The organism is Stenotrophomonas sp. Nf1 (assembly GCF_003028475.1).
Lineage (GTDB): Bacteria > Pseudomonadota > Gammaproteobacteria > Xanthomonadales > Xanthomonadaceae > Stenotrophomonas.
This window is the reverse complement of the sequence record NZ_PYTV01000004.1, coordinates 84,350-107,277: the sequence shown is the minus strand read 5'-3', so window position 1 is coordinate 107,277 and position 22,928 is coordinate 84,350. Positions and strand designations below refer to the sequence as shown.

General features: G+C 67.8%; 19 protein-coding genes. 12 read left to right on the top strand and 7 right to left on the bottom strand.

The genetic code is table 11. From position 1 onward, the window contains the following. Window positions 1–79: 79 nt before the first annotated feature. Window positions 80–1,282 carry a DUF4785 domain-containing protein gene (locus C9412_RS09190; protein WP_107231341.1) on the bottom strand — a complete coding sequence of 401 codons (1,203 nt, stop codon included), beginning with the start codon at window positions 1,280–1,282 and terminating at the stop codon, window positions 80–82. An 11-nt stretch (window positions 1,283–1,293) separates the two neighbouring features. Next, window positions 1,294–2,172, bottom strand: a complete 879-nt coding sequence (locus C9412_RS09185; RefSeq protein WP_107231340.1) for a hypothetical protein — start codon at window positions 2,170–2,172, stop codon at window positions 1,294–1,296. A 260-nt stretch (window positions 2,173–2,432) separates the two neighbouring features. Between C9412_RS09185 and C9412_RS09180 the strand changes: the two genes are divergently transcribed. Then, the gene (locus tag C9412_RS09180; RefSeq protein WP_107231339.1) at window positions 2,433–3,272 is read left to right on the top strand and encodes a phosphatase PAP2 family protein; all 840 of its coding nucleotides are present in this window, start codon (window positions 2,433–2,435) and stop codon (window positions 3,270–3,272) included. A 171-nt stretch (window positions 3,273–3,443) separates the two neighbouring features. On the opposite strand, the gene C9412_RS09175 is transcribed toward C9412_RS09180, so the two are convergent. After that, window positions 3,444–5,714: a TonB-dependent receptor gene (locus tag C9412_RS09175; protein WP_107231338.1), complete on the bottom strand. Its 2,271-nt coding sequence runs from the start codon at window positions 5,712–5,714 to the stop codon at window positions 3,444–3,446. 158 nt (window positions 5,715–5,872) lie between these two features. Here C9412_RS09175 and C9412_RS09170 point away from each other — a divergent pair, with 158 nt between their 5' ends. Both C9412_RS09170 and C9412_RS09165 read left to right on the top strand, forming a co-directional pair. After that, a complete protein-coding gene (locus C9412_RS09170; protein ID WP_107231337.1) occupies window positions 5,873–6,892 on the top strand; it encodes a TIGR00266 family protein in 1,020 nt (339 codons plus the stop codon). A gap of 184 nt (window positions 6,893–7,076) precedes the next feature. After that, the gene (locus C9412_RS09165; RefSeq protein ID WP_107231559.1) at window positions 7,077–8,069 is read left to right on the top strand and encodes a patatin-like phospholipase family protein; all 993 of its coding nucleotides are present in this window, start codon (window positions 7,077–7,079) and stop codon (window positions 8,067–8,069) included. 38 nt (window positions 8,070–8,107) lie between these two features. On the opposite strand, the gene C9412_RS09160 is transcribed toward C9412_RS09165, so the two are convergent. After that, on the bottom strand, window positions 8,108–8,593 hold the full coding sequence (locus tag C9412_RS09160; protein WP_014035441.1) for an Lrp/AsnC family transcriptional regulator: 486 nt from the start codon (window positions 8,591–8,593) through the stop codon (window positions 8,108–8,110). A gap of 125 nt (window positions 8,594–8,718) precedes the next feature. Between C9412_RS09160 and phhA the strand changes: the two genes are divergently transcribed. Next, a complete protein-coding gene (gene phhA / locus C9412_RS09155) occupies window positions 8,719–9,612 on the top strand; it encodes a phenylalanine 4-monooxygenase (RefSeq protein ID WP_107231336.1) in 894 nt (297 codons plus the stop codon). A 105-nt stretch (window positions 9,613–9,717) separates the two neighbouring features. Here the strand turns inward: phhA and C9412_RS09150 are convergent, their stop codons facing one another. Then, window positions 9,718–10,773, bottom strand: a complete 1,056-nt coding sequence (locus C9412_RS09150; RefSeq protein ID WP_107231335.1) for a LacI family DNA-binding transcriptional regulator — start codon at window positions 10,771–10,773, stop codon at window positions 9,718–9,720. Window positions 10,774–11,012: 239 nt separating this feature from the next. Between C9412_RS09150 and C9412_RS09145 the strand changes: the two genes are divergently transcribed. The 5 genes from C9412_RS09145 (at window position 11,013) to C9412_RS09125 (ending at window position 16,960) form a co-directional block, all read left to right on the top strand. Then, window positions 11,013–11,603 (top strand): cysteine dioxygenase family protein, encoded by a 591-nt coding sequence (locus C9412_RS09145; protein WP_107231334.1) that lies wholly within the window; start codon window positions 11,013–11,015, stop codon window positions 11,601–11,603. 116 nt (window positions 11,604–11,719) lie between these two features. Continuing rightward, window positions 11,720–12,358, top strand: coding sequence for a bifunctional 4-hydroxy-2-oxoglutarate aldolase/2-dehydro-3-deoxy-phosphogluconate aldolase (eda, locus tag C9412_RS09140; protein ID WP_107231333.1), 639 nt, complete (start codon window positions 11,720–11,722; stop codon window positions 12,356–12,358). 95 nt (window positions 12,359–12,453) lie between these two features. Beyond that, window positions 12,454–13,482 carry an alcohol dehydrogenase AdhP gene (gene adhP / locus C9412_RS09135; RefSeq protein ID WP_107231332.1) on the top strand — a complete coding sequence of 343 codons (1,029 nt, stop codon included), beginning with the start codon at window positions 12,454–12,456 and terminating at the stop codon, window positions 13,480–13,482. Between the two features lie 157 nt (window positions 13,483–13,639). After that, window positions 13,640–14,038: a hypothetical protein gene (locus tag C9412_RS09130; RefSeq protein ID WP_107231331.1), complete on the top strand. Its 399-nt coding sequence runs from the start codon at window positions 13,640–13,642 to the stop codon at window positions 14,036–14,038. A gap of 168 nt (window positions 14,039–14,206) precedes the next feature. Continuing rightward, complete coding sequence (locus C9412_RS09125; RefSeq protein WP_258190120.1) at window positions 14,207–16,960, top strand: TonB-dependent receptor; 2,754 nt, start codon at window positions 14,207–14,209, stop codon at window positions 16,958–16,960. A gap of 90 nt (window positions 16,961–17,050) precedes the next feature. Here C9412_RS09125 and C9412_RS09120 read toward each other — a convergent pair whose 3' ends face one another. Beyond that, complete coding sequence (locus C9412_RS09120) at window positions 17,051–17,449, bottom strand: hypothetical protein (RefSeq protein WP_107231329.1); 399 nt, start codon at window positions 17,447–17,449, stop codon at window positions 17,051–17,053. Window positions 17,450–17,595: 146 nt separating this feature from the next. On the opposite strand from C9412_RS09120, the gene C9412_RS09115 reads away from it, so the two are divergent. Beyond that, window positions 17,596–17,940: a hypothetical protein gene (locus C9412_RS09115; protein ID WP_107231328.1), complete on the top strand. Its 345-nt coding sequence runs from the start codon at window positions 17,596–17,598 to the stop codon at window positions 17,938–17,940. Window positions 17,941–18,080: 140 nt separating this feature from the next. Here the strand turns inward: C9412_RS09115 and C9412_RS09110 are convergent, their stop codons facing one another. Beyond that, the gene (locus C9412_RS09110; RefSeq protein ID WP_107231327.1) at window positions 18,081–20,171 is read right to left on the bottom strand and encodes a TonB-dependent receptor; all 2,091 of its coding nucleotides are present in this window, start codon (window positions 20,169–20,171) and stop codon (window positions 18,081–18,083) included. Between the two features lie 171 nt (window positions 20,172–20,342). Between C9412_RS09110 and C9412_RS09105 the strand changes: the two genes are divergently transcribed. Then, window positions 20,343–21,545 carry an amino acid aminotransferase gene (locus C9412_RS09105; protein ID WP_107231326.1) on the top strand — a complete coding sequence of 401 codons (1,203 nt, stop codon included), beginning with the start codon at window positions 20,343–20,345 and terminating at the stop codon, window positions 21,543–21,545. 271 nt (window positions 21,546–21,816) lie between these two features. Next, on the top strand, window positions 21,817–22,833 hold the full coding sequence (locus C9412_RS09100) for a class 1 fructose-bisphosphatase (RefSeq protein ID WP_107231325.1): 1,017 nt from the start codon (window positions 21,817–21,819) through the stop codon (window positions 22,831–22,833). Window positions 22,834–22,928 lie beyond the last annotated feature (95 nt).

The window sequence follows — 22,928 nt, the reverse complement described above, 5'->3', positions numbered from 1 at the left end:
CGACTCTACCCCCTCGTCAGGCCGTCCCGTCATGTTGTCGATGCAGAGGGCCGGATGTTCCGGCCCGCTGCACCCGGCCTCAGAATCGCAACGCCAGCGCGCGCGATTCGATCGGTGCCATCCGGCTCTGGTCCTGAAGCTGCAGGTCGCGCAGCTCATACGGCGCACCGAAGCCGGCCGGCAGTGTGGCCTGATCGAACGGCAGCACCAGCTGGCCCGCGCCCGGACCATCGAACCAGGCCGCCGCATGGGCCTGGGCGACCGGCTTCAGCTGGCCATCGCGGCCCGTGGCATACAGCGTGCCGCGTGCCTCATAGCGGCCGGCGGCGGCCACCTGCACCGGCAGCGCCACCTGGCGGCTGGCCGGGTCCGGTGCCGCCTGGCCACTGAAGCGCGCGGTCGGCCGTGCCACCGCGAAGGCCACCTTGCCATCGCGCAGCACACCATCGGCCTGGGCGAACACCTGCAGTTCCCACAGGCCCTGCACGGTGCCGGCATCAGCCGGGATCCGCACCTGCGCGCGCAGGGCGCCATCGGTGGTGCGCAGCAGGCGCTGCGGCCAACTGCGGCCATCCGGCGCGACCAGCAGCGCTTCACCGCCCAGGCCACCGCGCCGTGACGCAAGCTGCGCGGCGCTGGCGCCGTCTTCCAGCAGGCGCGCCTGCAGCTGTACGTTGCCACCGGCCAGCACCTGCGCCTGGTTGGCCTGCACCTCCAGCCGCAGCGGGCTGTTCGGCTCCAGCACCTGTACCACGTAGCGGCCCTGCGCCTGTGCACTCTGCAGCGTGTACGCACCGACCGCGCTGGTTGCGCCGGTGCGCAGCATGCTGCTGCCATCGTTCACCGGCATGCCGGCGTCCTGCAGCGCGCGTGCATCGACACTGCGCGCCACGCTGCTGCGCCCGGCCGGATCACGTACCTGCAGCGCGCTGGCGGGCAATGCACGCGCGCCTTCGGCCGGGCTCAGCTGGATCACCGCGTCTGCGGCGGTCAGCGGCAGATCGACGCCGCGTTGCAGCTGCGCCCCATCAACCTGCTGCCAATAACTGCGGCTGACCGAGGCATACGGTGTTGCGGTCTGCAATGGCTGAGCCGGGTCCAGCGCCCAGGCGAAGGACAGCGGCGCGTGTTCGCTTGCATCGGCCGGCAACGGCGCGGCCACCAGCGCAGCGGGCACCTGATCGCCGGCACGTGCGGCATTCAACGGCTGCGCAGCCTGCGCTGTGGAGAGGGACAGCACCGCCAGCACCGCGCTGGCCAGCAAGGTGGAATGGATCGTCATGGTCGTCTCCCTCACTGGGTCAGGTCGTTGCGCAGGATCGTGCCGAGGCCGAAGCACTCGCGACGGCTCTGGTTGTGGCTGAGCGGCTCTGCGCCCTGGGTGCGCTGCGTGTCGGTGAACCAGGTGGTGCCGGCGGCCTTCTGGCTGCTGCACTCCAGGAAGCCGTCGGAGCAGGACGACAGCCAGTTCTGGGTGAACTCCAGGCCGACATTGGCGGCATAACCCCCGCAGTAACTGTTGCTGTCCCACACCGCCGATTCGACATCGCTGCCGACCACCGCGCGGAACGGTTTGGGCAGCGCCGGGCGGCCAGCGGTGCCATACAGGTTCTGCGCGTTGTAGGTGGCCATGCTGGCCACCTGCTGCTGGCGCACGGCGTCGTTCTTGTAGCCCAGCAGCCAGCCCAGCGAGGTTTCAAAGGTATTGCCGTTGAGCACCGCATCGGCCAGCGGCGTACCGGCCGAGGACGGTGCCAGCGCGGTGACCTTGCGCACCGTGCGGATGATCTTCGGGTAGCGGCTGTCGTAGGTCGGGTTGGACAGGATCCAGCGCACCACGTTGCCGCCGTTGGAATGGGTGATCACCACCAGCTGGGTGATGCCGCGGCTGTCGATGAAGCTGGTCAGCTGGTTGGCCAGGCAGCCGGCGGCCTCCGGCTTCCACATGTACTGGGTGAAGTCGCAGTTGATGACCACGTAGTTGCTGCTGTTCGGCAGGCCCTGGCGCACGGTGTCGATGATGGTCGGCTGCCAGTAGTCCTGGGTGGCATTGGTCTGCGCGCCGGTGCCATGCACGAAGGCCACGCCGACCACATCGGCGGCCTGCGCCGGTGCGGCGGCCAGGCCCAGGAGCAGGGCCAGGACGGTACTTCCTGTTGCGGTGCTGCGCATCGCTTCTCTCCCTCTGTCAGCGGATCCCCCCGACCCGGCTGGAACTGGACGGCGCTGGCGCTCGCCGTTGCGCCGATGCTCGCGGCGCAGGCGCGTGAAAGTCCGTGCGCTGCGCCCGGATTCAGGAGATTGACGCCATTCGATGACGGTTTTTGCATCGCGGCACGGACCATGCCGGGTCTGGCCGTATGACCGATGGCCACTGCGGTGTCGTATCCGGGCTGCGATCATGGCGCGATGTTTTTCTTTGGAGCCCGTCCATGTCGCTGATTTTCCCCCCTGCCCGTCCGCTGCTCGGCCTGGCCGTTGCCGTGGCCCTGGCCGGCTGTGCGGCCACCGCCGCCAAGCCGACCGCCGTCGAAGCCAACATCACCACCAAGGCGGTCGGCTACCTGGACAAGGACGCGGTTCCGGCCAGCCTCGATCTGGTGCCGGCGCCGCCGGTGGCCGGCTCAGCCGCCCTCGCGCTGGACGAACAGGTCAGCCGTGAAGCCCGCGCGCTGCGCGGCAGCCCGCGCTTCGCTCAGGCCGGCGTCGATGCCGAGCTCGGCTTCCCGGAAGGCGCCAACCACTTCTCCTGCGCCGCCGACATCGACGTCGACGCAGTGAAGACGCCGGCACTGTACCGTCTGCTGGAGCGCAGCCGGATCGACGCCAGTGCCGCCACCAAGGCCGCCAAGAACCGCTACCAGCGGCCGCGCCCGTTCATGGTCAACGGTGAGCCGACCTGCTCGCCGAAGGACGAGGATGGCCTGCGCAAGAACGGCTCCTACCCGTCCGGCCACACCTCGATCGGCTGGGCCTGGGCGCTGATCCTGTCGGAGATCGCACCGGACCGTGCCGATGCGATCCAGGCGCGCGGCCGCAACTATGGCGAAAGCCGCCTGGTGTGCAACGTGCACTGGCAGAGCGACATCCTGGAAGGCCGCTTCATGGGCGCCGCCGCCGTGGCCCGCCTGCACGACAACGCCGCGTTCAACAAGGATCTGCTGGCCGCGCGCAAGGAGATCGCCGCCGCGCGCAAGGCCGGCCTGCATTCCAGCCGCGATTGCACCACCGAGAATGCGGTGCTGAAGGTGCGCCCGCAGAGCGCGTTGTAAGCGATGGTCCGGGGTCAGAGCCCTTCCCTTCGGAAAGGGATCTGACCCCAGCGCGGAATGCCGGTGCCATCGGGGTCGGATCCCTTTCCGCAGGAAAGGGCTCTGACCCCATAAAGCAGAAGGGCCGGCAGTGCGCCGGCCCTTCTTCATTGCATCAATGTAGCAACCGCATCAGAACTTCGCGGTGAACTCCACGCCCCAGGTACGCGGCTCGTTGAGGAAGCCGGTCAGGTTGTTGAAGTCGATCGCACCCACCACGCGGGTCTGGTTGGTCAGGTTGCGGCCGAACACGGCCACGTCGTACTGGCCGTAATCCCAGTTGTAGCCCAGGCGCAGGCCGCCTTCCAGCGAACTACGGCCGCGGAATTCCGGCGACTCGTAGATGAAGAAGTTCACCGCACTGCGGTAGGCCCAGTCGGTGTAGGCGTACAGCTCGCTGCCATCGCTGAGCGGGAAGCCCACGCGCAGGGTCGCGTTGTGGATCCACTTCGGTGCCTGCGGCAACGGGTTGCCGTTGACCAGCGCGTAGGTCTGGCCGTTGATCACCGTGGTCGGGTCGGTGATGGTGCAGCCACCGCCGCAGATCGCCACCGCCAGGTTCTTGTCCTTGATCTCGGTGTCGTTGTAGCTGCTGCCGAAGGTCAGCAGCACGTTGTCGGCCAGGTAGGCTTCCAGGTCCAGCTCCACGCCCTGGCCGATGGTCTTGTCGGCATTGAGCAGGGTGGCGGTGTTGTTGGTGCCGCCCACGGCGATCAGCTGCTGGCCATCGACGTCATAGCGGAACACGCTCAGGCCCAGGCGTGCGCGACGCTCGAACAGGTCGGCCTTGATGCCGGCTTCATACGAGATCACCTTCTCCGAATCGGCCTGCGACAGGCCCGGCGCGAAGGCCAGGCGGCCCTGGATCGACGGCGCGCGGAAGCCCTTGGCAACACGGGCGTAGGCGTTGATGTCGTCGGTCAACTTGTACACGCCGCTGAGATCCCAGCTGACGTCGTTGACGTCGGTGTTGGCCAGGTACGGGCCGCTGACCGGAGTGCCGAACGGAACAGCCTGCAGCACGCTGGCGCTGAAGTCCTTCTTGTCCTGGGTGTAGCGCACGCCGGCGCGCAGCTTGAAGCGGTCGGTGACATCGAAGTCGCCCGAAGCGAACACCGCCCACGCCTTGTTGCGCTGGTTCTGCACCACGTGGCCGGTCTGCGGGTTGCCCGGGGTCAGCGAGTCGTAGTTGAAGTTGTTGATGGTCACGTCTTCATCGAAGTAGAAGACGCCGGCCTGCCAATCGAAGCGGCCCCATTCGTTGGACTCGATGCGCACTTCCTGCGTCCACTGGCGGTGGTGCGGCAGGCCGTCGGCCGACTCGGACGAGAACGGAATCAGGCCCGGGCCGTAGTTGCCGGCACCGAGGAAGGCCGCACCGTAGCCACCGTCGATGTCACCACGGTTGAGCGATTCGGCGGTCTCATAGCCGGTGATCGAGTGCAGGGTCACCGAGCCGAGGTTCCACTGCAGGCGCGCGCTGCCGCCCCAGGTTTCCAGGTCGGAGAAGTTGACGCCGTCGTTGGCGACCTTGTCGCGGTCGAAGTTCTCGACCAGCGAATTGCCACCCTTCTCGATGATGTTGGCGCGGAACAGGCGCGCGGTGCCGTTGAGCTTGCGCTTGTGCAGGTTGAACAGCGCTTCGAAATCGTCGCCTTCGTACAGGAACTGCACGCGGCCGGCGGCTTCGTCATAGCCTTCGAAGCCACTGTTGGGCGCGCCGACGCGGGTGTTGTCGACCCAGTCGTCGCGGCGCTGGTAGATCGCCGAGACACGCGCCGACCAGCGATCGGTCAGCGGGCCGCCGTAGGCGCCCTGCACGTTCCAGCTGTTGTAGCTGCCGTAGCCCACGCGCACGTAGCCATCGGCGTCCTGCGACGGGCGCGCCGAATCGAACTTGACCACGCCGGCCGGGGTGTTGCGGCCGAACAGCGTGCCCTGCGGGCCGCGCAGCACTTCCACGTTGGCCAGGTCGAACAGCGGGAAGCCCTTCAGCAGCGGGCTTTCCTGCACCACGTCGTCATACACCAGCGACACCGGCTGCGATGCATTGAGGTCGAAATCGGTGTTGCCCAGGCCGCGGATGTAGAAGCGCGGGAAGGCACGGCCGTAGGACGACTCGATGTTGAGGCTGGGCACGCGCGCGGCCAGGAAGCGGATGTCATCGCCGGCCGAGCCGAGCACATCCAGCTTCTCGCCCTGGATCGCGCTCAGTGCGACCGGTACGTCCTTGGCGTTCTCGACGCGGCGCTGCGCGGTCACCTGCAGGGCATCGAGGGCAACCGGATCCTTGGCAGCGGGGGTTTCCTGGGCGGCTGCTACCAGCGGCAGCAGGGCGGAAAGAGCGGCAACGAGAGGGCGCGCGACCGGAAATCGGCCACGGGAAGTGCGGGTCGGAGACATGGCGGTAGGCTGTGTTTGGAGGGGTGGTAAAACGGCGCTACCAGATAATTGTTGCAATACAGCACCTGCGCCGCAAATGCCGGCCGTTCATGGCGCCGTCGCCCGCGCCCCCGGCGGCTCGCTAGACTCGGGGTTTCCACCGCGACGGACCCGCCGCCATGACCCAGTGGTACTTCCATGCCTCCGCCCAGGCCGAACGCATCGGCCCGCTTGATGACGAGGCTGCGCGCCGCTACGCGCAGGCCAATCCGCGCGCCCTGGCCTGGTGCCAGGGCATGAGCGGGTGGGCACCGATCGCCGAGGTGGCCGAGCTGCAGTCGCCCGCCCCGGGCATGCCCAACACCCCGCCCCCGGTCCCGGCAGCGAGCAGCGGACGGGCCGACGACATCGAATTCCGCATCGTCGGCCATGAGATGCAGTTCGTGGAAATCGAGCTGGACCCGGGCGAAAGTGCGGTGGCCGAGGCCGGCGCCCTGATGTTCAAGGACGCTTCGGTACAGATGGACACCGTGTTCGGCGACGGCTCGCACAGCGGCCAGGGCGGCGGCTTCATGGGCAAGGTGATGGCCGCCGGCAAGCGCGTGCTGACCGGCGAGAGCCTGTTTGCCACGCTGTACACCCATACCGGCCAGGGCAAGGCCAAGGTCGCCTTCGCCGCGCCCTACCCCGGCACCGTGCTGGCCATGAAGCTGGACCAGCATGGCGGCCGCCTGGTCTGCCAGAAAGACAGCTTCCTGGCGGGCGCTCGCGGCGTGCAGATCGGCGTGCAGTTCCAGCGCAAGATCATGACCGGCCTGTTCGGCGGCGAGGGCTTCATCATGCAGAAGCTGGAGGGCGACGGCTGGGTGTTCATCCACGCCGGTGGCTGCGTGGTCGAGCGCGAATTGGCCGCCGGCGAGCGCCTGGACGTGGATACCGGCTGCGTGGTGGCCTACCACCCGACCGTGGACATGGACGTGCGCCGGGTGGCCGGCATCAAGAGCATGCTGTTCGGCGGCGAAGGCGTGTTCCTGGCCACACTGACCGGGCCCGGCAAGGTCTGGCTGCAATCGCTGCCGTTCTCGCGCCTGGCCGGCCGCATGTGGATGGCCGCACCGCAGGGCGGCGGCCAGAGCCGTGGCGAAGGCTCGGTGCTGGGCGGAATCGGCCGCATCCTGGACGGTGACAACCGGTTCTGACCGCATCCCGGTAGTGCCGGCCGCTGGCCGGCAACCCCATGGACCGTTGCCCGTTTCCCAAGGGTTGCCGGCCAGCGGCCGGCATTCCCTTTATGAATAGGGAATTCCCCCACCCTGCCCGGCCCGCCGTGGCTTCGGTATGCTGGCGCCCTTTCCCGATTCCGGCGCCGTGAGCGCACTGCCGATGAGCCTGTTCCGCCCCCGCATGCTGCTGTCCGTCGCCCTGATCGGCCTGCTGGCCGGGTGCGGTGGCGATCCGGTGCGTCCCACGCCACCGCCGGCGCCGACGGTCGTGCCGCAGGCCAAGCCGGTGAAGATCGGCATCGCCCTCGGTGGCGGCGCAGCCAAGGGCTTTGCCCACATCGGCGTGATCAAGATGCTCGAGGCCAACGGCTTTGAACCGGTGGTGGTATCGGGCACCAGTGCCGGCAGCGTGGTCGGCGCCCTGTATGCCAGCGGCATGGACGCGTTCCAGATGCAGAGCAGAGCAGTGTCGCTGGATGAAGCCAGCATCCGCGACGTGCGCCTGTTCTCCGGCGGCCTGGTGCAGGGCCAGAAGCTGCAGGATTACGTCAACGAGCAGGTCGCCAACCGCCCGGCCGAGCGCCTGAAGAAGCCGTTCGCCGCCGTCGCCACCCAGCTGGAAACCGGCGAGCGCGCGATCTTCGTGCGTGGCAACGTCGGCCAGGCCGTGCGCGCATCGAGCAGCATTCCCGGCGTGTTCGAACCGGTGAAGATCGGCGGCCGCAACTACATCGATGGCGGCGTGGTCAGCCCGGTGCCGGTGGATGCCGCGCGCCAGCTCGGCGCCGACTTCGTGATCGCCGTGGACATCTCCAGCAAGGCCAGCGGCAAGGCACCGACCGGCATGCTCGGCATCGTCAACCAGTCGATCTCGATCATGGGCCAGCGCCTGGGCGAACAGGAACTGGCGCGCGCCGACATCGTGATCCGGCCGAAGGTGCTGGACATCGGTGCCGCCGATTTCAGCCAGCGTGGCACCGCGATCCTGGAAGGCGAGAAAGCCGCGATGGCGGCGATGCCGCAGATCCGCGCCAAGATCCAGCAGCTGCAGAAGGCACGCGCCGCCGCCGCCGCTCCGGCTCCGGAGGTCGCACCGAAGTGCGAGGAAGCCTCGCGCCTGGGCAAGCTGATGGGCCGCAAGGACAAGTGCTGAACCGTTGATGCCTGGCCCCCGGCAGCGCCGGGGGCCGCTCAGGGCTCCAGCTGCGACAGTGGCAGCGCCTGGAAGCCTTTCACCGTGCGCAGCACGAAGCTGGAATTGGCATCGGCCACGCCACCGGCGTTGAGCAGGCGGTCCAGCAGGAAGTGCGAGAAGTGCTCCAGGTCGCGCACGTAGACGTGCAGCAGATAGTCCATGTCGCCGGTCAGGGCGTGGCAGGCCACCACCTCGTCCCAGCCCTGCACGCTGTCCACGAAATGGCCGATGGCGGCCTGGTCGTGCTTTTCCAGCTGCACGCGCACGAAGGCCTGCAGGCCCAGGCGCAGCTGCCGTGGCTCCAGCCGCGCGCCGTAGCCGACAATCACGCCTTCGCTTTCCAGGCGTTGCAGGCGGCGCAGGCAGGCCGAGGGCGAAAGATTCACCCGCGCCGCCAGTTCGGCGTTGGTGGCGCGCCCATCCCGCTGGATTTCGGCCAGCAGGCGTATATCCGTGCGATCGAACTGGACTTCTCCGGCCATTGTTGCCCCGCAACATGGTGAGTACGCAAGGATATTGCGCCAACAAGGCCAATCGACGCAACTTTTGCAACCCTGTTGCGCGCCGCCTGCCCTAGCATCGTGGGTATCCCGTCAAGGAGCTTCCCATGGACCTCGCCCAGCCCCGCCGCGTCGAACACCAGCAGACCGACAAGGGCTACGTGCCGGTGTACACCACCGCGCTCGTCGAGCAGCCGTGGGAGACCTACAGCGCCGACGACCACGCCACCTGGAGCACGCTGTACCAGCGCCAGCGCGAGCTGCTGGTCGGCCGCGCCTGCCAGGAGTTCCTGGACGCGCAGGACGAGATGGGCATGAGCGCGCACATGATTCCGCGCTTCGACCAGCTCAACGAAGTGCTCGGTGCCGCCACCGGCTGGACCCTGGTCGGCGTCGAAGGCCTGCTGCCGGAACTGGATTTCTTCGACCACCTGGCCAACCGCCGTTTCCCGGTGACCTGGTGGATCCGTCGCCCGGACCAGATCGACTACATCGCCGAACCGGACCTGTTCCACGACCTGTTCGGCCATGTGCCGCTGCTGATGAACCCGGTGTTCGCCGACTACATGGAGGCGTACGGCCGTGGCGGCGTCAAAGCCCACGCCATCGGTCCGGATGCACTGCAGAACCTGACCCGCCTGTACTGGTACACCGTGGAATTCGGCCTGATCGATACGCCCGACGGCCTGCGCATCTACGGTGCCGGCATCGTGTCGTCGAAGGGCGAATCGCTGTACTCGCTGGAATCGGCCGCGCCCAACCGCATCGGCTTCGACCTGCAGCGGATCATGCGCACCCGGTACCGCATCGACACCTTCCAGAAGACCTACTTCGTCATCGACAGCTTCGAACAGCTGATGCAGGCGACCTCGCCGGACTTCACCCCGATCTACGCCGCACTGGCCGACCAGGCGCACCTGCCGGCCGGTGACGTGCAGGCCGACGACCGCGTGTTCCAGAAGGGCACCGGCGAAGGCTGGGCCGACGGCGGCGACGTGTAAGCGCGCAGCACTACCGCTTCGCACGGAAAACGGCGCACCCGGGTGCGCCGTTTTCGTTGATGCCGTCTGTGCACCGCGCCTGTGGCGCAGGCGCGGGCAGGGCACTCAGGCATCCACCGCCCGGCAGGAACCGCGCACCATCAACTGCGGATGCACGCTGGCTGCGGTCGGCGCATCCGGCAGATCGGTCTGCACCAGCATCGCCGCGGCCATGCGGCCGATGTCGGACACGTGGCGGCGCACCGAGGTCAGCGGTGGCCACAGCCGCGAGGCCAGCGGGCTGTCGTCATAGCTGACGATCGACAGCTGCTGCGGCACCGCGATGCCCGCACGCAGCGCCACCTGGTACACGCCGGCGGCCATCTCGTCGTTGCCGGCGAAGATCGCGCTGGGCCGGCCTTCGCCGAGCAGCAGGCGTTCGGCCGCATGCACGCCCGATTCGAAGGTGTCACCGGCCTCGAGCACGCGCTCGCCAGGCAGGGTGAGGCCGGTCTGCGCCAGGCGGTCGAGGAAACCATCGGTGCGCTCACGCGCCGCGCGCCGGTCGCCCGGCCCGGCAATCACCGCGATGTCGCGGTGGCCCAGCGAGAGCAGGTAACCGGCCGCCGCCGCCGCACCGTCGCGGTCGTGGGTGACCACCGCCTGCACTTCATCCTCCGAGGCATGCGCGTTGATGCGCACGTAGCGGCAATCGATGTCATCGAGCATCTGCGCCAGCGCGGCCGATTCGGACGCACGCGGCCCCAGGATCACGCCGTGCAGCTTCTGCTGCTGCACGAAACGGCGCACGCCCTGCGGGCATTCCGGATCCTGGCTGTCGCAGGGATGCACCACCAGCTCATAGCCGGTGCCGCGCAGCGCTTCCAGCGCGCCGTGCTGCAGGTCGACGATGCATTGCGCGCCGGGGTCGTCATACACCAGGCCGATCAGGAAGGAGCGGCGGAAGGCGAGTCCGCGCGCCAGCGGGTCGGGCACGTAACCGACCTCGCGCATCAACGCCTCGACCTTGTCGCGGGTGTCCTTGCGCACCAGCGGCGAGTTGTTGATGATCCTTGAAACCGTTTTCTTGGACACTCCCGACAGTCGTGCGATGTCGTTGATCGTGGCAGCCTTGCCCTTCGATGCCGGCAACGCGGCATCGCTAATAATTCGCACTGACATGTATAGAACCAGGTAAGTCGGAAAATTCTAGCCTTGCGCCCGCGGGCGCGACGTTGCGGAATGTCGCAGTGGAGGGGGATCGCGTTCCGTTCGACCCGCTTCTACTGCAAGGAGTTCCATTGTGACGCTCGACTGTCTTCGCATCTGAACCGTTTTTCACGCGGGCTTGTCATGCAGGCCAGCACGACACACGCATCCACACCAACATTCCCTTAACCAGGCTCCGCTACAGTCGGGGCATGGACCTGCAGACTTCTCCGTTTCCGGCGTTCCGTGGCCGCGACCGGTTGATCGCCGCAGTCGACGCGGCGATGACCTCCGGTGATGCCGAGCGCATCACCGCCGACCTGCAGCTGGCGCTGCAGGAAGCCATAACCGACAGTCGCATCGAGTTGCCCGAATGCGTGCACCGTCCGGTCAGTGATCATTACGCGCGACGCCCGCTGTACCACAGCCGCGAACACGGCTACAGCGTGATTGCCATGAGCTGGGGCCCGGGGCAGGGCACGCCGCTGCACGACCACGATGCCATGTGGTGTGTGGAGGGCGTGTGGTTGGGCGAGCTGGAGATCACCCGCTATGAACTGCTGGAATGTGCCGGCGAGCGCTGGCGATTCCGCCGCCACGCGGCGCTGCGCGGAGGCTGTGGCAGCGCCGGCAGCCTGATTCCACCGCACGAGTACCACACCCTGCGCAATGCCAGCGATCAGGCGCTGGCCATTTCGGTGCACGTGTACGAAGCGCCGATGGAGCGTTCTGCCGTGTTCGACCCGCTCGGTGGCGACTGGTACCAACGCCGCATCCAATCGTTGCAGGCCGACCCGGCCTGATCCAGGCACCAGGCAGGGCGCGCGCAGCGTCTTCGCAGCGCGCGTGGCATCATGCGCCGCTGCGCTGCCGGGCCCGGCAGCCATCCGCGATGCCCTGGCGGGCAAGGAGCAAGACGATGTCCAGCGCTGATCCGCGCCTGCGCGCGCTGTTGAAGCTGGCACCGGTGATCCCGGTGTACACCCCCGAAGATGTGAATGAAGCGGTCGAAGTGGCCCAGGCGCTGTTCCGCGGTGGCCTGCCGGTGATCGAAGTGACCCTGCGCACGCCGCAGGCGCTGGATGCGATCAAGGCCATGGTCGAGGCCGTGCCCGATGCGGTGATCGGCGCCGGCACCGTGCTCACATCCGCGCAGATGCAGGCAGCGAAGCAGGCCGGCGCGCGTTTCGCGGTATCGCCCGGTGCAACGCCGACGCTGTATGCCGCCGCGCGCGATGCCGACCTGCCGTACCTGCCCGGTGCCGCTACCGCTTCGGACCTGATCCTGGGCCTGGAACACGGCACGGACACGTTCAAGTTCTTCCCGGCGGTGCAGGCCGGCGGTGCCGCGCTGCTGGCCGCCTGGCACGGCCCGTTCGCCGACGTGCGCTTCTGCCCGACCGGTGGCATCAGCGCACAGACCGCACCGCAGTTCCTGCACCTGCCCAACGTGCTGTGCGTGGGCGGTTCGTGGCTGACCACGCCGGCGCTGCTGCAGACCCGCGACTGGGACGCCATCGAACGCCTGGCCCGTGAAGCGTCGGTGCTGGCCAGCTGAATCCCGGCATCGATCGTCGATAGTTTGATCGTGATCAAAGCGCCGGCCTCGAGCCGGCGTCATTCTGTGGGCAAGCGCACTACGGAGATCCGAACATGCATTCCACCATGAAGGCCGCCGTCGTACGCGAGTTCGGCAAGCCACTGGTCATCGAGGAAGTCGCGGTACCGCGCCCGGGGGCGGGCGAGGTGCTGGTCAAGATCGAGGCCTGTGGCGTCTGCCACACCGACCTGCACGCCGCCGAGGGCGACTGGCCGGTGAAACCGAACCCGCCATTCATCCCCGGCCACGAGGGCGTGGGGCACGTCGTGGCCGTGGGAGGCGGGGTAGGGCACGTCAAGGAAGGCGACAGGGTCGGCATCCCCTGGTTGTACTCGGCCTGTGGCCATTGCGAACATTGCCTGGGCGGCTGGGAAACGCTGTGCGAGACACAGCGCAACACCGGCTACTCGGTCAACGGCGGCTTCGCCGAGTACGCACTGGCCGATGCCAACTATGTCGGCCTGCTTCCGAAGGACGTGGGCTTCGTTGAGATCGCACCGGTGCTGTGTGCCGGCGTGACCGTCTACAAGGGGCTGAAGGTCACCGACACCAAGCCGGGTGACTGGGTGGCGATCTCCGGTATCGGCGGCCTGGGCCACATGGCGGTGCAGTACGCCCGCGCGATGGGCCTGAACGTGGCCGCGGTGGACGTGGACGACAGCAAGCTGGCGCTGGCGCGGCAGCTCGGTGCACAGGTCACCGTCAACGCGCGCACCACCGATCCGGCCGCGTTCCTGAAGAAGGAAATCGGCGGCGCACACGGCGCGCTGGTCACCGCGGTATCGCCGAAAGCGTTCGAACAGGCGCTGAGCATGGTCCGCCGTGGCGGCACCGTGTCGCTCAACGGCCTGCCGCCGGGCAATTTCCCGCTGGACATCTTCGGCATGGTGCTCAACGGCATCACCGTGCGCGGCTCGATCGTCGGCACCCGGCTGGACCTGCAGGAATCGCTGCAGTTCGCCGCCGAAGGCAAGGTTGCCGCCACGGTCAGCACCGACCGCCTGGAGAACATCAACGACGTGTTCGCGCGCATGCACGCCGGCACCATTGAAGGCCGCGTGGTGCTCGACTTCGCCGCCTGACCGCCTGTGCATGGCCGCCGTTGTTCCGTACCCCTCTCCCACGGGCACGGCGGCCATGCCGATCCACCGGGTCGGATCCCATCGGTCCCTGACCGATGGGCTCTGACCCGTTGCAACCGGACGGCACGACCGCATCGCACCGCCGTACAATGTGCGCATGCCCGGCCTGCTCAAGACCCTGTTCCTGTCCATCGTCGCCCTGATCGGCGGCGTGCTGTCGCTCGCGCTGGTCAGCAGCGTCGCCAGCTGGCTGCCGCCGCTGCTGGGAATGTCGCCTCACAACAACAGCGTGCAACTGGGCTGGGACCTGGCCTTCAGCGTACTCGGTGGCATCGCCGGTATTTCCTTCGCCACCTACTACGCGCCATGCTGGCCGCGTTCGCACGGCTTCTCGATCTGGTCGCTGATCGCGCTGGGCTGCGCCTACGCCGTGTGGAGCGCAGGCGCCGATTTCCCGCTGTGGTTCGTCATTTCGCTGCTGGTGTCGCTGCCGGTGCAGCTGCTGGTCGGCTGGTGGTTCGGCCGCCGCGCTTCGCGCAGCGCAACACAGGCTTAATAATTCCTCCCTAGGCTCGGTGCCCGCCGAACGTCGGCAACGCGGCGCAGGGGTCTGTTCCATGGATATCGGGCAGGCGCGGCGCGGATCACCACAGGGAACCGGGGAATCCATCCGATGCGTCACCCAATCCGGGAGGCTGCCGCCGCAGCTCCTCTTGCGAAGCGTTTGTCCCGTGCCGTCCACGCCGTACTGATCGGCGGCCTGGCCGTACTGCCCGTCGATGCCATGGCCGAGGCGGAAGAGAGCGACGGCGACACCCGCCAACAGCTGCAGCAGCTGGACACGGTCACTGTCACCGGCAGCTACGCCAGGAGCCTGGAGCGCGCGGTCGATCTCAAGCGCGCCAACATCGGCTTCTCCGATTCGATCGTGGCCACCGACGTCGCCGACTTCCCCGAGCAGAACCTGGCCGAGGCCCTGCAGCGCATGCCCGGCGTCACCATCGAGCGCAACAAGGGCCTGGGCAGCAAGGTCAGCGTGCGCGGCCTGCCCAGCGAGTTCACCCTGGTCTCGATCAACAACCTGGCCACCGCCTCGGGCAGCGGTGGCCGCGACGTGCAGTTCGACATCTTCACCGCCGACGTGGTGCAGACCGTCACCGTGCAGAAGTCGCCGACCGCTGCGGATGAGGAGGGTGGCATCGCCGGTTCGGTCTACATCGAAACCGCCAAGCCGTTCGACTACGCCGAACCGAAGTTCAGCGCCTCGGCCGAGGCCTCGCACAACTCCATCAACGACAGGATCGACCCGAAGATCTCGTTCCTGGCCAGCGACACCTGGGGCGACTGGGGCGGTCTGGTGTCGTTCTCCAAGGCCAAGCGCAGCAACCGCACCGACTCCAATTCCGGCATCAACTTCCGTCCGATGGGGCGCTTCCTGGAAGCCTCCGGTACGCGCTCGTCGCAGGCCGCTGCGGTGCTGGCGCGCGATGTGGGAATCGCGGTGAAGAACCGCATGGACAAGGACGAGACCAGCCGCATCATCTTCCAGGACAAGGTCGGTGACCGCGTCTACCTCAACGAGCAGGACCAGTGGGGCGCTACCGCCTCGCTGCAGTTCAAGCCCAGCGCGACGTTCTCGCTGAGCTTCGACGCGATGCTCGGCGGCTACGACACGCACGAAGACGAGTACGATGCGGCGGCCTACTCGGCCTCCAGCCGCAGCACGCTGGACCGCATCTACGACTACGACAGGACCACGCTGGGTGCCTATGGCATCACCGTGCTCAAGGATGTGGCCTACACCGCGACCCAGCACGAGATCCTCAGCAAGGACCGCAACGCCAACACCGACTATCGCCAGTTCAGCAGCAAGCTGGACTGGACGCTGGCGGGCTGGGACATCGATGCGCTGGTCGGCTATTCCGGTGCGCGCAGGGATTCGGATTACGCCAACCTCAAGCACGTCGCCTACGCGCCGTCGCGCACGCGCTGGACCGGCAAGGGTGGCGAAACCGTGCCGAGCAGCGCCGGTGGTTTCGACATGTACAACGCCGCCAGCAAGTACCTGTTCGAAGCGTACGAAACCGAACTGGAGAAGGTGAGCGATGACAAGTACGCCGCGCAGCTGGACCTGCGCCGGCAGATGAACCTGGCCTTCTTCCCGGCGCTGAGCGCGGTGCAGTTCGGTGCGCGCTACACCGACAAGACCAAGCAGCGCGAGTTCGGCAGCGGCAAGATCCAGGGCCCCTCGGCCGGCAGCACCGCGTGGGTGAACACGCGCACGCTGGCCGACAGCCACCCGATGTGGATCAGCCAGCTGGCGCCGGGCGGTGCCTATCGCCCGAGCGAACTGGACTGGCAGCAGATCTCCAACGCCTACGCGCGTGCCACCTTCCGCTATCCCGGCTATGCCACGTCGCTCGATCCCGGTCAGTTCTATGAAGTGAAGGAGAAGACCCTGGCGCTGTATGCCATGGCCGACTTCTACTTCGATATCGGCCACGTGCCGGTGTACGCCAATCTCGGCGTGCGCTCGATCGATACCGACGTGGACTCCTCCGGCTTCCATCCGGTGCAGAAGCCCGATGGCAGCAGCGGCTTCACCGCCACGCCGATTTCCAGCAGCGGCGACTACAGCAAGATCCTGCCCAGCTTCAACATCACCGCCGAGATTGCCGAGGGCCTGGTGCTGCGCGGTTCCGCCTCGGAGACGCTGATGCGTCCGTCGCTGACCGACATCGCCTACCGTCGCACCGTCAGCTGGAGCAGCTTCCGCTTCATGGACGGCAATCCGGCGCTGAAGCCGACCACGGCAAAGCAGTGGGAAATCGGCGTGGAAAAGTACCTGCACAACGGTGGCCTGCTGGCTGCCTCGTACTTCTCCAAAGAGATCGACGGCGTGGTGCGGCAGTCGCTGACCGGCATCGAGCGCAATGTCGAGAAGCTCAACGCCAACGGCTCGCTGGATGGCTACTACGACTTCGAGGTGTACCAGCCGGTCAATGCCGACGGTTCGTACAAGGTCAGTGGCGTGGAGCTGGTCGCGCAGCTGCCGCTGTCGATGCTGCATCCGGCGCTGGAAGGGTGGGGCATCAATGCCAACTACACGCAGCTGGACAATTCGCTGACCGGCGCCTCGGATCTCTCGATCCCGACCCCGCCGGAAGGCCTGGCCGAGAAGGCCTACAACTTCACCCTGTACTACGAGAACGACCGCTTCAGCGCGCGCGCCTCGTACAACTACAAGGACAAGTACGTCGAGTACATCCACCTCAACATGTACCCGGTCTACCGCGATGCGTATGGGCAGCTGGATGCCTCGATCGGCTTCCGCCTCAACGACACCTGGAAGTTGAACCTGGAAGCGATCAACCTGCTGGATGAAGCCACGCGCGGCTACACGATCGACAAGGCCTTCCCGACCCAGTACGAGTTCTCCGGGCGCCGCGTCACCTTCGGCATTCGCGCGGACTTCTGATCGGGTCTGTATCGAACCGGTAGTGCCGGCCGCTGGCCGGCTGAGGCTCGCGGCCTGAAGTTTCCCGGGGTTGCCGGCCAGCGCCCGGCGTTATTGCAGCAGCGGCCTCACCGCCGCCGCCGGAATATGGTCCAGCGCGCGCCAGGCGTCTTCCACCACCGGTCGCGCCTGCGACCAGCTCAGCCGTGACTGCCCGCGCATCTGTTCCCAGTGTTCGGCCAGCTCCTCGCAGGTATCGGCGGCATCACCGCGTGGCCAGTCGGCGGCGTGGGTGGTCAGCGCGAAGGCATAGACCGGGCACAGGTCGCGCCAGTTGCGATGGCTCTGGCCGCGGCGCTCCTCGTAATCGCTGAGCATGTACTGCAGGTAGTCCTGCGCCACCGCCTGCGGGTCTTCCTGGCGACGTGCCCGGCGCTGCGCGGTGCGCTGGCCAAGCGGGTCGAGCAGGGCGTTGAACACGGACGGTGCGGGTCGTTCAAGACGGGGCATGGCCGGCTCCTGCAGTGGGGGCGGGTGGGCAGGAATACGCGCGGTGCCGTTACCGGGGGGTGAGCGAGATGTTCATGACGCCAGGTTCGCAGCCGCTTTACCTGCCCGGCGCTGTAGTGGGAGCCCCCAGCGCAGGTAGCCAGACCATGAGCCGAGAGACCTCCCGCGACCCGCTGCGCGAGAACCATCCGCCGATTCCCGGCGAGCAGCGTGGCAAGCGCGATGCCGACAACGCCGATTACCGCGGCACCGGCGCGCCGTTCTTCGAGGCCGCCGCAGGCGGCGAGCACCTGCCGGTGAAGCATGAGGCTGAACAGGCGGCCCAGGACCGCAAGGACGGCGGTGACCGCCATCGCGGCGGCCAGGAAAGCCCGCTCAGGCGCCGCGAGCGCAAGCAGCACGCCAGCGACAACCAGGACGAGGCGCTGGAGGAGACCTTCCCGGCCAGCGACCCCACCTCACCGTTCGTGCCGGCCAAGGCCCCCGATTGACGGGTGGTGCCGGCCAGCTCCCCGATTGATGGGTAGTGCCGGCCGCTGGCCGGCAACCTCCTGAAATCCCAAACGGTGCGATGCCGGCCAGCGGCCGGCACTACCGGAAACCTTCCCGGCCAACAGCCGGCGCTACCGCTTCAGCGCCACGACCACTGCAGGCCCACGCTGGCGCGCCGCCCCGGCCCCGGCTCGTAGTAGCGGCCATTGCCATCGTTGACGATCACCGAGCCGATGTAGGCCTGGTCCAGCACGTTCTCCAGCCGCGCGAAGGCGCGCAGTTCTCCGCCCGGCAGCGTCCAGCGGCGCCCACCTTCCAGGTGCAGCAGGGCGAAGCCCGGCGCGCGCTCGCTGGCCCCATCGTTGACCACGGTATCGCTGCTGGCGGTGGCCTCCAGCGCCCACTGCCAGTCGGCCGGCGTCCATTGCAGGCGGGCAAAGGCCTGCTGGCGGGGCACGCCCGGCAGGCGGCTGCCCGCAGCCACCGTGTTGTTCGCGGTCAGATAGGGCGAGCGCACCTGCGCCTGCAGCCAGGTCCAGGCCAGCTGCAGTTCCAGCTGCTCGGCCAGCGGCTGCCGGTACTGCAGTTCCACGCCCTGGCGGCGGGTGCGACCAATGTTGCGATAGGTGCTGCGACCGCCGATGTTGCTGGCAACGGCCAGCTCGTCGTCGGTATCTGCACGGAACACGCTGATATCGAGCTGGATTCCGCCCTGCGCGTGCCACTTGCTGCCCACCTCCAGCGAGCGGCTGCGGGCGGCGGCCAGGTCCAGTGCCAGCCCGGCTTGCCCGTCGGCGCGATAGCCCAGCTCGTTGAAGGTGGGGGTCTCGAAGCCGCGACCGACTGCGGCATGCAACCGCCATTGCGGGCTGGCCTCGAAGCTGATGCCCGCCACCGGCGTGGTGGCCTGGTAGCGGCGGCGGCCACTGTCGTCGGGGTTGCGGCCGGTGATGTAGCGGTCATCCGATTCGAATCGCACGCTGCTGTGGCGTACGCCCGCCAGCAGCGACCAGCGCGGGCGCCACTGCCACCAGGCCTGCGCGAACTGATCCAGGTTCTGCACGGTATCGATCTGGTCGCGACGCAGGCGTCCACGCACGCCCAGCGTGCTGCCCACGAAGTTCTCGTAGCCGGTGCGATGCTGGCGCTGGCGGTCGGCGCTGAGCCCGGCCACCAGGTCCAGCGGCCGCCCGCCCACGTCCCCGTGCCAGCCCCAGCGCGCGTCCAGCCCGCCGTAGCCGGCGTCCAGATCGATCACGCCGCCGGCATGCAGCGGGTTGGCCTGCGCGGTCGGCGGGATCGGCAGATACTGGTTCACCGCGCGCTGGCCGGCGTAGCCCATCAGCTGCCAGCGCTGCGCCCCGGCCTCGCGGGTCCAGCGCAGGCCAGCCTGCTGCTGGCGCACCGATTTGCGGGTGTTGTACTGGTCCGCGACCGACGTAGCCTGGCGCGGGTCGGCCGCCACCTGCGCGCGGGTCAGCCCCAACGGGTCCTGCGCATCGGGTGCGTCCAGCGCATTGAGCAGCAGCTCCAGCCGTCCACCGCCCAGATCGCCGCCGATGCGCGCATTGAGCGATTCGCGGCGCGCACGGCTGTGATCACGCCAGCCGTCGGTGCGGAAATGGCTGGCAGCGATGTTGTAGTCCAGTCCACGGCCGGCGCCCTTCAGCTGCGCGCCCACACTGAGCGTGTTGTCGGCACCGGCGTTGAGGCGCAGCCGCCAGGGATCATCGGCCTGGCCCTGTGCGCTCCACACCTGCAGCACGCCGCCGGAGGAGTTGCCATACAGCGCGGAGAACGGCCCGCGCAGCACCTCGATGCGCTCGGCGCCCAGCAGGCTGGCGTGCGACAGCTGGCCCTGGCCGTCAGGCATGGTGGCCGGCACGCCGTCGATCAGCACGCGTACCCCGCGCACGCCGAAGGTGGAGCGTGCGCCGAAGCCGCGGATCGACAGCTGGGTGTCCTGGGCGAAGTTCTGCCGGTCGCGCGCCAGCAGCCCCGGCACCCCGGTCAGTGCCTCGGACAACTGCGCACCCGCGCCAGCGCGGCCGGCATCGATCCAGACCGTGTCCTGGCTGGCCGGCAGCGCGAACGGGTCGATGCCCGGTACCCGCGCCGCCTGCACCTGCACGGCGGGCAGCGCCGTGGCAGACGGTTCGGCCAGCGCCGGCCAGGGCGACAGCAGCACGGCGATCAGCGGCAGGGAGGGACGGCGCGCGGCAGGATTCATGATTCAGGTTGATGGATCGGGCGGCAACGCACGCCATGGTACGGGGCCGCCGATGACGATGGCGGCGGCCAGCCCCGGCAGGCTTTGTTACGATGGGCTGTTTCCGGCCGAAAAGCCGCAGACCGCGTAGCGCACTTCCTCCCCCTTTCCGTCTACCGAACGAGTACCGCCGTGTCCTTCTTTGCAAACGTGGAACTGGTCCCAGGCGACCCGATCCTGGGCCTGACCGAGGCGTACAACGCCGACAGCCGCCCGACCAAGGTCAACCTGGGTGTGGGCATCTACTACGACGAGAGCGGCCGCATTCCGCTGCTGCGCGCCGTCAAGCAGATCGAGCAGCAGCTCGCCGCTGAAGCCAAACCGCGCGGCTACCTGCCGATCGATGGCCTGCCGGCGTACACGCAGGCCACGCGTGAGCTGGTGTTCGGCAAGGATTCGCCGCTGCTGGCTGCCGGCCGCGTCACCACCGCACAGACCGTCGGTGGCAGCGGTGCGCTGCGCGTCGGCGCCGACGTGCTGAAGAAGCTGCTGCCGCACGCCACCGTCGCGCTGAGCAACCCGAGCTGGGAAAACCACCGCGCGGTGTTCAGCGCGGCCGGCTTCGAGGTGGTGGAGTACACCTACTTCGACCCGACCACCCATGGCGTCAACTTCGATGCCCTGCTGGCCGACCTGGGCAAGCTGGAAGCGGGCACCGTGGTGCTGCTGCACGCCTGCTGCCACAACCCCACCGGTGCCGATCTCACGGTCACCCAGTGGAAGCAGGTCGCGCAGCTGCTGAAGGACCGCCAGCTGTTCCCCTTCATCGACATGGCCTACCAGGGCTTCGACAAGGGCATCGAGCAGGATGGCGCCGCCGTGCGCATCATCGCCGAGGCCGGCATCGACAGCTTCATCGTCGCCAACTCGTACTCCAAGTCGTTCTCGCTCTACGGCGAGCGCGTGGGTGCGCTGTCGATGGTGGCGCCGACCGCCGCAGACGCCAAGGCCGTGCAGTCGCAGGTCAAGCGCGTGATCCGCACCATCTACTCCAGCCCGTCCACCCACGGTGCCGCGCTGGTGGCCGGCGTGCTGACCAACCCGGAACTGCGCGCGATGTGGGAGCAGGAGCTGACCGAGATGCGCGAGCGCATCCACGCCCTGCGCCAGGGCCTGGTCGAGAAGCTGGCCGCGGCCGGTGCGCCGCAGTTCGGTTTCATCAACGAGCAGGCCGGCATGTTCTCCTACTCCGGCCTGAGCCGTGAGCAGGTCGAACGCCTGCGCGACGAGTTCGGCATCTACGCCGTCGGCACCGGCCGCATCTGCGTGGCCGCGCTGAACCAGAACAACCTGGAATACGTCGCCAAGGCCGTGGCCACCGTCGCCAAGGGCTGAAGCAACGCTCCAGTGGTTTGAAGACAAAGGCGCCGAAAGGCGCCTTTGTTTGTGGGTCTTGGTTGTTGCTGAATTGTAGAGCCGAGCCCACGCTTGGCTTGCGCGCCATCACGGACGAAGCGCAGCCGAGCGCGGGCTCGGCTCTACACAAGCCCTGCGGCGGCCGCACGGCGCAACGCATCTGGAAACGATTACGACTCCCCGCGCTCACGCACGCGCTCGCCGGACGGGCGACAATAGGCGTTTTCCCGCTGCCGAGACCTGCCCGACCATGTCCCGTACTTCGTTGACCCGCTTCCTGATCCAGGAACAGCACGCCGGCCGCATCAACGCCGACCTGCGCCAGCTGATCGCCGTGGTCGCCCGCGCCTGCACCAGCATCTCCATCGCCGTCAGCAAGGGCGCCCTCGGTGGCGTGCTCGGCGAAGCCGGTACCGGCAACGTGCAGGGCGAAGCGCAGAAGAAGCTGGACGTGATCAGCAACGAGATCCTGCTCGAAGCCAATGCCTGGGGCGGCCACCTCGCCGCCTGCGCCTCGGAGGAAATGGACCACAGCCAGCCGGTGCCGGACATCTACCCGCGCGGCGACTTCCTGCTGCTGTTCGATCCCCTCGATGGCAGCTCCAACATCGACGTCAACGTCTCGGTGGGCACCATCTTCTCGGTGCTGCGCTGCCCGACCAACGTCGAGCTGCCGGGCGATGACGCGTTCCTGCAGCCGGGCAGCAAGCAGATTGCCGCCGGCTACTGCATCTACGGGCCCAGCACCCAGCTGGTGCTGACCGTCGGCCACGGCACTCACGCCTTCACCCTGGACCGCGAGAAGGGCGAGTTCGTGTTGACCACCGAGAACATGCAGATTCCGGCGGCCACCCAGGAATTTGCCATCAACATGTCCAACCAGCGCCACTGGGAAGCGCCGATGCAGGCCTATGTGGGCGACCTGCTGGCCGGCAAGGAAGGCGCGCGCGGCAAGAACTTCAACATGCGCTGGATCGCCAGCATGGTAGCCGACGTGCACCGCATCCTGACCCGCGGCGGCATCTTCATCTACCCGTGGGACAAGAAGGATCCGTCCAAGGCCGGCAAGCTGCGCCTGATGTACGAAGCCAACCCGATGGGCCTGCTGGTTGAGCAGGCCGGCGGCGCCGCCTGGACCGGCCGCGAGCGCATTCTCGACATCCAGCCCGACCAGCTGCACCAGCGCGTGCCGGTGTTCCTCGGCTCACGTGAGGAAGTGGCCGAAGCGGTGCGTTACCACCACGCGCACGACCAGGCGCAGGGCTGATCCACGGTTGCCCGACCGCGGTCATGGCACTTCGATGACATGACCATGGGGTGACACCGAAGGCGGCAAGCGGCACCATCAAGCCGTTGCCGCCT